The following is a 7,468-nucleotide window of genomic DNA, read 5'->3' on the forward strand; positions in this document are numbered from 1 at the left end:
GCGCTGATCGGGGTGGGCGGGTTGATGGCGGCGTTGTTGACGAGGATGTCCAGGCCGTCCTGCACCGGCTCGAACAGCGCCTCGATGGAGCCGATGTCCTCCTGGTCGGCCTGGACCGCGATCGTGTCCGGGACGTCCCGCACGAGCCGGTCGGCGGCCGCCTTGTCCGCACGGAAGCTGAACACCACGCGCGCCCCGTCTCGGGCGAGCCGCCGGACGATGGCCCTGCCGATCCCCCGGGAACCACCCGTCACCAGGGCCGTCTTACCGTTGAGCGTCATGGCCCTGGACGCTAGCCGGTGAGCCGATCGTCGTATTGAAGTAATGCGCACAGTTCCGTGGGGGTGACCCCGGCCAGCGCCCGTACCTCGCGGTTGAGGTGCGGCTGGTCCGCGTATCCGCAGGCGACGGCCGCCTGAAGGGTGCCGGACGGCGCGCTGAGCACCTGTGCCGCCCGCTGGAACCGCGCGATCCGTCCCACCGTCTTGGGGCTCAGCCCGATCTCCCGCCGGAACCCGGTCTCCAGGCGGCGGCGGCTGACGCCGACCTCGGCGGCCACCCTCCCCACCGTCATGCGTCCCGCCGTCTCCTGGATCCGCCACCAGCCTCGCGTCGCCGGGCCGTCCGGCCCCCGCTCCGGCCTCAGCCAGGCGGTGAGCAGCCCGTCCAGGACGTCGAAGCGGGTCGACGGGCAGGGCGACTCGGCCAGCCGCTCCGCCAGCTCCTTCGCCCGCTGCCCGAGGACGTCGTCCAGCCCCGCGGACCCCCCGGTCAGGTGGCACATCGGCGCCCCGAGCAGGGCCCGTGCCCCGGCGACCGTCAGCCCGATCGTGACACCCCGCCGCCACCGCGCCTCCTCGTCCACCACCGGGGCACTCCTGGCCCCGAACACGAGCGGCCCCTCGCCGTCGAGATCGACGATTACGGTGACCAGGTTCAGCGGCAGGACCCTGCGCCGCGCGTCCCCCGGCGCCCCGGAGCGGAAGGCCCCGTAGCCGGCGACGTACGGCCGCAGCCACGGCGCCGGAAGCCGCGCCACCGACGCGCACTGCTCGTCCCCCACGCGCACCAAAACCGAATGCACCTGCGTCACCCCCTCAGTTGACCACACGCGGCAGCATGTGAACTGGGTCACTGCCTGTCATGGGGGGAGGAACCGTCTCGTCTCTTCTTCGTGAGAGCACACGAACGGAGCCATCATGAAGATCTTCATCGCCGGAGCGTCCGGCGCGATCGGCAGTGAACTCGTCCCGCAACTGGTGGAGCGCGGCCACGAGGTCGTCGGCACGACCCGTTCGGCGGCCAAGACCGGCGCGCTGCGCGCACTGGGCGCCGAACCGGTCGTCCTCGACGCGCTGGACCCGGACTCGGTGGCGGACGTGGTGGCCAAGGCCGAACCGGAGGTGATCGTCCATCAGCTCACCGCGCTGAGCGGGTCCCCGCGGCACCTGAAGAAGATGGCGGCCGCCACGAACCGGCTGCGCACCGAGGGCACCGACCACCTGCTGGCCGCCGGGCGCGCCGTCGGCGTCCGCCGGTTCGTCGCGCAGAGCAACGCCATGTGGATGGAACGCACCGGCGGCCCGGTCGCCGACGAGACCGGCCGGCTCGAACCGGACCCGCCCGGGGGCATCGCCGGAGAGGCGGTCGCGGCGCTCCGCCACCTGGAGGACTCGGTGACCGGCATCACCTGGGCCGACGGCATCGCGATCCGCTACGGCGGCTTCTACGGTCCGGGCACCGACCTCAGCGCCGCGGAGGACGCGACGATGACCGCGCAGATCCGCAAGCGGAGGTTCCCGGTCATCGGTCACGGCACCGGGGTGTGGTCGGTGGTGCACATCGCCGACGCCGCGTCGGCGACCGTCGCGGCCATCGAACGCGGCAGGCCCGGGATCTACCATGTCGGCGACGACGATCCGGCGCCGGTGCGGGAGCTGGTGCGGGAACTGGCCCGTGTGCTCGGCGCCGCCCCGCCGCGCCGCGTACCGGCCTGGCTCGTCCGCCCGCTGGTCGGCGGGGGCCCGGTCGACCTGATGACGCGGGCCCGGGGGATCTCCAGCGAGAGGACCAAGCGGGACCTGGACTGGACGCTCCGGTACCCGAGCTGGCGCACGGGCTTCACCGACGGATTGGGCTGACATGCCGGACCTGTACGACGAGCTGCGGCCGCGGGCGTTCGCCATCGCCTACCGGATGCTCGGCAGCGTCAGCGAGGCCGAGGACGTGGTGCAGGAGGCGTTCCTGCGGATGCACCAGACCCTGCGGCGGGACGAGGCGATCGCCTCGCCGCGGGCGTACATCGCCACGCTGGTCACCCGCCTGGCCATCGACCAGCTCCGCTCGGCGCGGGCACGGCGCGAGCACTACGTCGGCGAGTGGCTTCCCGAGCCGCTGGTCACGGACCCGTCACCCGCCGAGCAGGCCGAGACCGCCGACTCGTTGTCCCTGGCGTTCCTGGTGCTGCTGGAGAGCCTGTCGCCCCAGCAGCGGGCGGCGTTCCTGCTGCGCGAGGTGTTCGACTATCCGTACGCGGAGGTCGCCGAGATCATCGGCACCAGCGTGGACAGCACGCGCCACCTGGTCGCCCGCGCCCGCGCCTCCGTCCAGGAGCGCCGCCCGCGCTACCACGCCTCCCGGCACCGGCGCCAGGAACTGGCCCGCCGCTTCTTCGCCGCCGCCCAGCAGGGCGACCTACGGGTGCTCGAAGAGCTGCTGGCGCAGGACGTGGCCCTGCACGGCGACGGCGGCGGCAAGGTCCCCGCACTGACCCGCCCGGCCAACGGCAGGCGCCGCGTCGCGCGGCTCTTCGCGACGGGCATGTCCAAGCTGGCCGACCAGAACGTCCGCATTCACGTCACCGAGGTCAACGGCCAGACGGGCGCCATGGCGTACGACGCTCGGGACCGCCTGGTCGGGGTCCTGGGACTGGATATCGCCGAAGGCCGGATCCAGACGATCCGCGCCATAGTCAATCCAGACAAGCTGCAACACATCGGCACAGTCAGCGACCTCGGCACCCGGGCCGGTGCCCGGCGCCGTCCCACATGATCGTCCCGTGTGGATCAGGCGGGGGCCCTTGGTCACCGGTCGCGCGCCAGTTCGGCCGCGGTGGCCGCCCAGCCTTCCCGCGCGCTCGGGTGGCGCGGTGCCCAGCCGGTCGCGGCACGGAACCGGGCGTTGCTCACGCGCAGCGAACGCGTCAGGGACGTGAGCCGGTCGCCGAACACGAGCCCGGCCCGCCCTGGCAGGCGTACCCACGGGGTGGCGCCGGCCGCATGGGCGAGTGCGTCGGCGTAGCCGCGCTTGGTCAGGGGCTCGTCGTCGACGATGTTGTACGTCCCCGCCGGGACCCCCAGGGCGGCCACGACGGCGGTGGCGGCGTCGGCCATGTGGATCGAGGACAGGTAGTTCTCGGGCGGCCCCAGCACCAGGCCGAGGTGCCGCCGCGCCTGGGCGAGCATCTGCTCGCTGTGCGCGGCGCCCGGACCGTAGAACAGCCCGAGGCGCAGCACGACGGCGGTACCGCCCGCCGTGGCGAACCGCCGCGCGCTCGCCTCCGCGGCGTGGTTGCCCGTCGTGGCCGGGTAGTGGTCGACCGGGGCGTCCTCGTCGATCCAGGCGGCGCCGTGGTCGCGGTAGAGCATCGCCACCGATTCCTGGACCAGCCGGTCGACGCCCGCGTTCAGGGCGGCCTCGGCGACCGCGGCCGACCCCTCGGTCCGCACCCGCTCGGTGGCGCGCCAGGCCCGCCGGACCATGAACAGCGCCGTCGAGGGCATCGCGCTCGCCAGATTGACGACGGCGTCATGACCGGAGAACGCTTCGGCCAGCGCCGCCGGGTCGAACAGCGACACCGTGACCGGCGACGCCCCTTGCGCGGCCAGAGCGGCCGCCTTGTCCGCCGAACGGGCCAGCGCCGACACCGAGTGCCCGGCCTTGACCAGTTCCGGGACCGCATGGCTTCCGATCGCTCCGGTTCCGCCGGTCACGAAAACCTTCATACCGCTCTATGCAACCACCGCAACGCCCACCACGACAGGCCCCCAGCGGTCCGGGGTCGAAGACCGTGATCGCAGAGACGGACCCGAATGGTCACTGATTGACACCGCTTTGAGACTTCAAACGCGGTCTCCGTCGTACCACCGAGCCAAGTTTCACTCGTTCTTTCAACGATACGATTCAGGCTCATGAGTCAAGACATCGGTGGCTTCGTCAGCCCGCAGTGCGAGTTGCTGGGGCTCGGGGAGCCGACGCACCCGTCGCGGGATCCGTCCTTCGGGCCTATCCGTAACGACCTGTTCGCATCGCTGGCGAACGAGGGCTTCCGGTCGATCGCCCTGGAGACCGATCGAGTGGCCGCGCTCGCGGTGAACGACTTCGTCCAGGACGGCGTGGGTACCCTCGAAACGGCGATGTGCGAAGGTTTCTCGCACGGTTTCGGGGACCTGGAGGCCAACAGGCGGCTGGTCGCCTGGATGCGCGAGTACAACGAGGGCCGCCCCGCCGGAGAACGGCTGGCCTTCTACGGCTTCGACGTCCAGGCCGAGAACACCAGCGCACCCAGTCCCCGGCGCTACCTGGAGTACGGGCGCGACTACCTGGGGCTCGACATGGACCTGGCGAGCCTGCTCGGGCCCGACGAGCAGTGGAGCCGTGAGGAGGCGATCCTCGACCCGGCGAAGTCGATCGGCGACACTCCCGAGGCCGCGCAGTCGCGAGCCGTCGCCGACGACCTGCACATGTCGCTCTACACCCGCGCACCGGAACTGATCGCGGCGACCTCACGCGCCGAATGGTTCCGGGCCCGCACACATCTCGCCGCTGGCCTGGGCTTGCTGCGCTACCACCGGCAGTCCGCCCAGCGGATCGAGAAAAGTGCCCGGATATCCCGCCTCATGGCCACCCGGGACGCGCTCATGGCCCAGAACCTCCTGGACATCCGCACCATCGAGGAACAACGCGGCGCGACGCTGGTCTTCGCGCACAACAGCCACCTGCAACGCAACCCGAGCAGCATGCACATGGCGGGAATGGACATCGGCTGGCACTCGGCCGGCGCCATCGTGGACGCCCTGCTGGGCGACCGGTACGCCGTCGTCATCGGCAGCATGGGACGCAGCGAAGCCCTCGGACTCGAAGAGCCGGAACCGGACACCTACGAGGGCGCTCTACAACGACGATTCACCACCTGGGGCCTGACGCCCGCCGCTGCGGTCCCTTCCGCACACACCCGCACCGACGTAAGACCAGAGCAGGTCTACTCCCCACTCGACCAAACAATGACCGACTCGGCGGACGCGATCCTGCACATCAGCACCACCCCACCCACCGCGACAAAGCAATAGGCCCTGTCTCCTGGATCACGAGCGGCTGCGGCGCGCCCAGAAGAGGGCGTGGCCGCTGCTACCGGAGCGCCCCAGCCGCACCCGATGTCCAGGACGTGCCCGCGCTCGGGGAGCCGCGTCAGCAGGTCGGCCACCCCAGCGGTCGTAGTGCTCGGTGGTGTCATCGTCCCCCGGTGGCGTCGAGACAAAGCGTCGTGGCCGGAACGGACCAGATCAACTAGGTGGTCTCTCCGGTTCGTCCGGTAGCGAAGGCTCCTCGCACCATCGCTTCCGCGAGGGTGCGGACGGCGGCCTCGTCGAGGGACTCGGAGGGGAGTGCGACGAGGGTGAACAACGTGCCGGCGTAGAGGGTGATCAGCGTGCGGATCGCGGTCTCGGGCAGCGCGGTTCGCAGTTCGGCGTGCAGCCTCGCCGTGCTGACGAACGCCGTGTCCTCAAGCCCGGCCAGCGCAGCGGCGAGCCGGGGGCGGCGCCGGGCCTCCAGCAGGAGTTCCAAGGCGGCCACGTACCGGTCGCGCAGTGCCGTCACCGCGGTCCAGAGAGAGCCGGTGAGCATGTCCACCAGCTCGTCCGGGCCGACCCCTCGCGGCGTCTCCGCCTCGCCGCCCGACCCGTCGTCGGCGAGCGCGACGGTCGCCGTTTCCGCGAGGTGCAGTTCGATGATCCGCTCGGCGGCCGCGATCAGGAGCGCCTCTCGTTTGCGGAAGTAGTTGGTGGCGGTTCCGGCCGGCACGCCGGCGAGCGTCTCGACGGCGCGGTGGCTCAGGCCGTGCGCCCCCTCCTGCGCCAGGAGCGTGATCGCCGCGTCCGCCAGAGCGCGTCGCCGGCGCAGGTTGGCGGGAGGCATGGGCCGAGTATAGGTCCACGGAACCAACCACTACCCTCGTAGTGAACGGCGGTCGGCGGCACATCGATCGCGCCTCCGGCGAGTGGTGGGAGAGACCATGGAAGATCTGACGGCGACGGTGGTCGGCGGCGGGATCGCGGGACTGGCATCGGCACTGATGCTCGCCCGGGCGGGCTGGCGGACCACCGTGCTGGAACGGCAGTCCGGCTCGGCCGAGGTGGGGGCGGGAGTCGCCCTCCCGCGCAACGGCGAGGCCGCTCTGCGCGCCCTCGGGTTCGATGACGGACGCATCGCGGAGATCGGGTACGAAACCCTCGTCACGGGCTTCCGCGACACCCGCGGCCGCCGGATCCTCCGCATTCCCGACGATCGCGCCGACGTGCGCTGGGCGATGACGGCCTGGGGCGTCGAGCGCCGGCGACTTCACACCGCCCTGCGCCTGGCGGCCGTGGAGGCGGGGGTGAAGCCGGTACTGGAGGCGCAGGCCACGGACGTGGATCCCGGAACGCCCGGGGGATCGCGCGCCACCGTGACGTGGCGGAGCGGGGAGACCGAACACGGCGCGGAGACCGACCTGGTCGTCGGGGCCGACGGCATGTGGAGCGCCGTCCGGGAGGCGGTGGCCCCCGGCGTGCGGCCCCGCTACAGCGGAAGCACGAGCTGGCGCGCCATCGTGCCGGACGACGCGCTCGACGGGCGGCTCGTAGAGTTCTGGGGGCCGGGCGCGGAGTTCGGAGCAATGCGGGTGAGCGACTCCGAGGTCTACTGGTACGGCTACTTCCGCAGTCCGGAGGGGACGGTCTTCGCCGACGAGCACGCGGCGGCGCGGGCCAGGTTCTCCGGGGTGGGCCCCCGGGATCGTGAACCTCATCGAGGCGACGGACCCGGAGCGGCTGATGCGGCACGACGTCTACCACCTGCCGGGCGGACTGCCGAACTACGTCCGGGGACGGGTCGTGATGGTCGGCGACGCGGCCCATGCCGCACTGCCCACGATGGGGCAGGGCGCGGCCACGGCGCTGGAGGACGGCGTCTGCGTCGGGCGCCTCATCGGCGCACCGGCCGCGCAGGGGCACGACCTGGGACGGGCGATGGCGGAGTTCGACGCGATCCGGCGCCCCCGCTGCCGGGCCATCGCGAAGCGGGCCGAACACATCGCGCGGTTCGGGGCGGACCTGGGCGGCGGATGGCGCCAGGTGGTGCGCAACTCCGCACTCCGCCTCGTCCCCGCGCAGCCTTTGGCGCGGGCGGGAGGCCCCCTCATGGAGTGGAC

Annotated in this window: 8 protein-coding genes and 1 pseudogene; 5 read left to right on the forward strand and 4 right to left on the reverse strand. The window is 72.0% G+C overall.

The genetic code is table 11. The features are described 5' to 3' along the window. The coding region (locus E1281_RS34875) for an SDR family NAD(P)-dependent oxidoreductase (RefSeq protein ID WP_131883970.1) at positions 1-281 on the reverse strand (281 nt) is incomplete at its 3' end. An 11-nt stretch (positions 282-292) separates the two neighbouring features. Then, the gene (locus tag E1281_RS34880; RefSeq protein ID WP_207943679.1) at positions 293-1,084 is read right to left on the reverse strand and encodes an AraC family transcriptional regulator; all 792 of its coding nucleotides are present in this window, start codon (positions 1,082-1,084) and stop codon (positions 293-295) included. 115 nt (positions 1,085-1,199) lie between these two features. Between E1281_RS34880 and E1281_RS34885 the strand changes: the two genes are divergently transcribed. Together E1281_RS34885 and E1281_RS34890 are read left to right on the forward strand one after the other, a co-directional pair. Beyond that, entirely contained in the window at positions 1,200-2,141 is a 942-nt protein-coding gene (locus E1281_RS34885; RefSeq protein ID WP_131883972.1) for an NAD(P)-dependent oxidoreductase, read from the forward strand. Position 2,142: 1 nt separating this feature from the next. Continuing rightward, a complete protein-coding gene (locus E1281_RS34890; RefSeq protein ID WP_131883973.1) occupies positions 2,143-3,051 on the forward strand; it encodes an RNA polymerase sigma-70 factor in 909 nt (302 codons plus the stop codon). Positions 3,052-3,083: 32 nt separating this feature from the next. On the opposite strand, the gene E1281_RS34895 is transcribed toward E1281_RS34890, so the two are convergent. Continuing rightward, positions 3,084-4,004 carry an NAD(P)-dependent oxidoreductase gene (locus E1281_RS34895; protein WP_131883974.1) on the reverse strand — a complete coding sequence of 307 codons (921 nt, stop codon included), beginning with the start codon at positions 4,002-4,004 and terminating at the stop codon, positions 3,084-3,086. A 186-nt stretch (positions 4,005-4,190) separates the two neighbouring features. On the opposite strand from E1281_RS34895, the gene E1281_RS34900 reads away from it, so the two are divergent. Further along, positions 4,191-5,348 (forward strand): erythromycin esterase family protein, encoded by a 1,158-nt coding sequence (locus tag E1281_RS34900; RefSeq protein ID WP_131883975.1) that lies wholly within the window; start codon positions 4,191-4,193, stop codon positions 5,346-5,348. 217 nt (positions 5,349-5,565) lie between these two features. Here the strand turns inward: E1281_RS34900 and E1281_RS34905 are convergent, their stop codons facing one another. Then, positions 5,566-6,195 (reverse strand): TetR family transcriptional regulator, encoded by a 630-nt coding sequence (locus tag E1281_RS34905; RefSeq protein WP_131883976.1) that lies wholly within the window; start codon positions 6,193-6,195, stop codon positions 5,566-5,568. Positions 6,196-6,352: 157 nt separating this feature from the next. Between E1281_RS34905 and E1281_RS42335 the strand changes: the two are divergent. Further along, a pseudogene (locus E1281_RS42335) lies at positions 6,353-6,763 on the forward strand (FAD-binding monooxygenase); the annotation flags it as partial. 292 nt (positions 6,764-7,055) lie between these two features. Next, a partial coding sequence (locus E1281_RS42340; protein WP_243717716.1) for an FAD-dependent monooxygenase occupies positions 7,056-7,468 on the forward strand: 413 nt, incomplete at its 3' end.

Source organism: Actinomadura sp. KC345, assembly GCF_004348515.1.
Lineage (GTDB): Bacteria > Actinomycetota > Actinomycetes > Streptosporangiales > Streptosporangiaceae > Spirillospora.

Coding starts and splice junctions, on each gene's coding strand:
- E1281_RS34885 (WP_131883972.1), top strand. CDS start 1,200: ATGAAGATCTTCATCGCCGGAGCGTCCGGCGCGATCGGCAGTGAACTC.
- E1281_RS34890 (WP_131883973.1), top strand. CDS start 2,143: ATGCCGGACCTGTACGACGAGCTGCGGCCGCGGGCGTTCGCCATCGCC.
- E1281_RS34895 (WP_131883974.1), bottom strand. CDS start 4,004: ATGAAGGTTTTCGTGACCGGCGGAACCGGAGCGATCGGAAGCCATGCG.
- E1281_RS34900 (WP_131883975.1), top strand. CDS start 4,191: ATGAGTCAAGACATCGGTGGCTTCGTCAGCCCGCAGTGCGAGTTGCTG.
- E1281_RS34905 (WP_131883976.1), bottom strand. CDS start 6,195: ATGCCTCCCGCCAACCTGCGCCGGCGACGCGCTCTGGCGGACGCGGCG.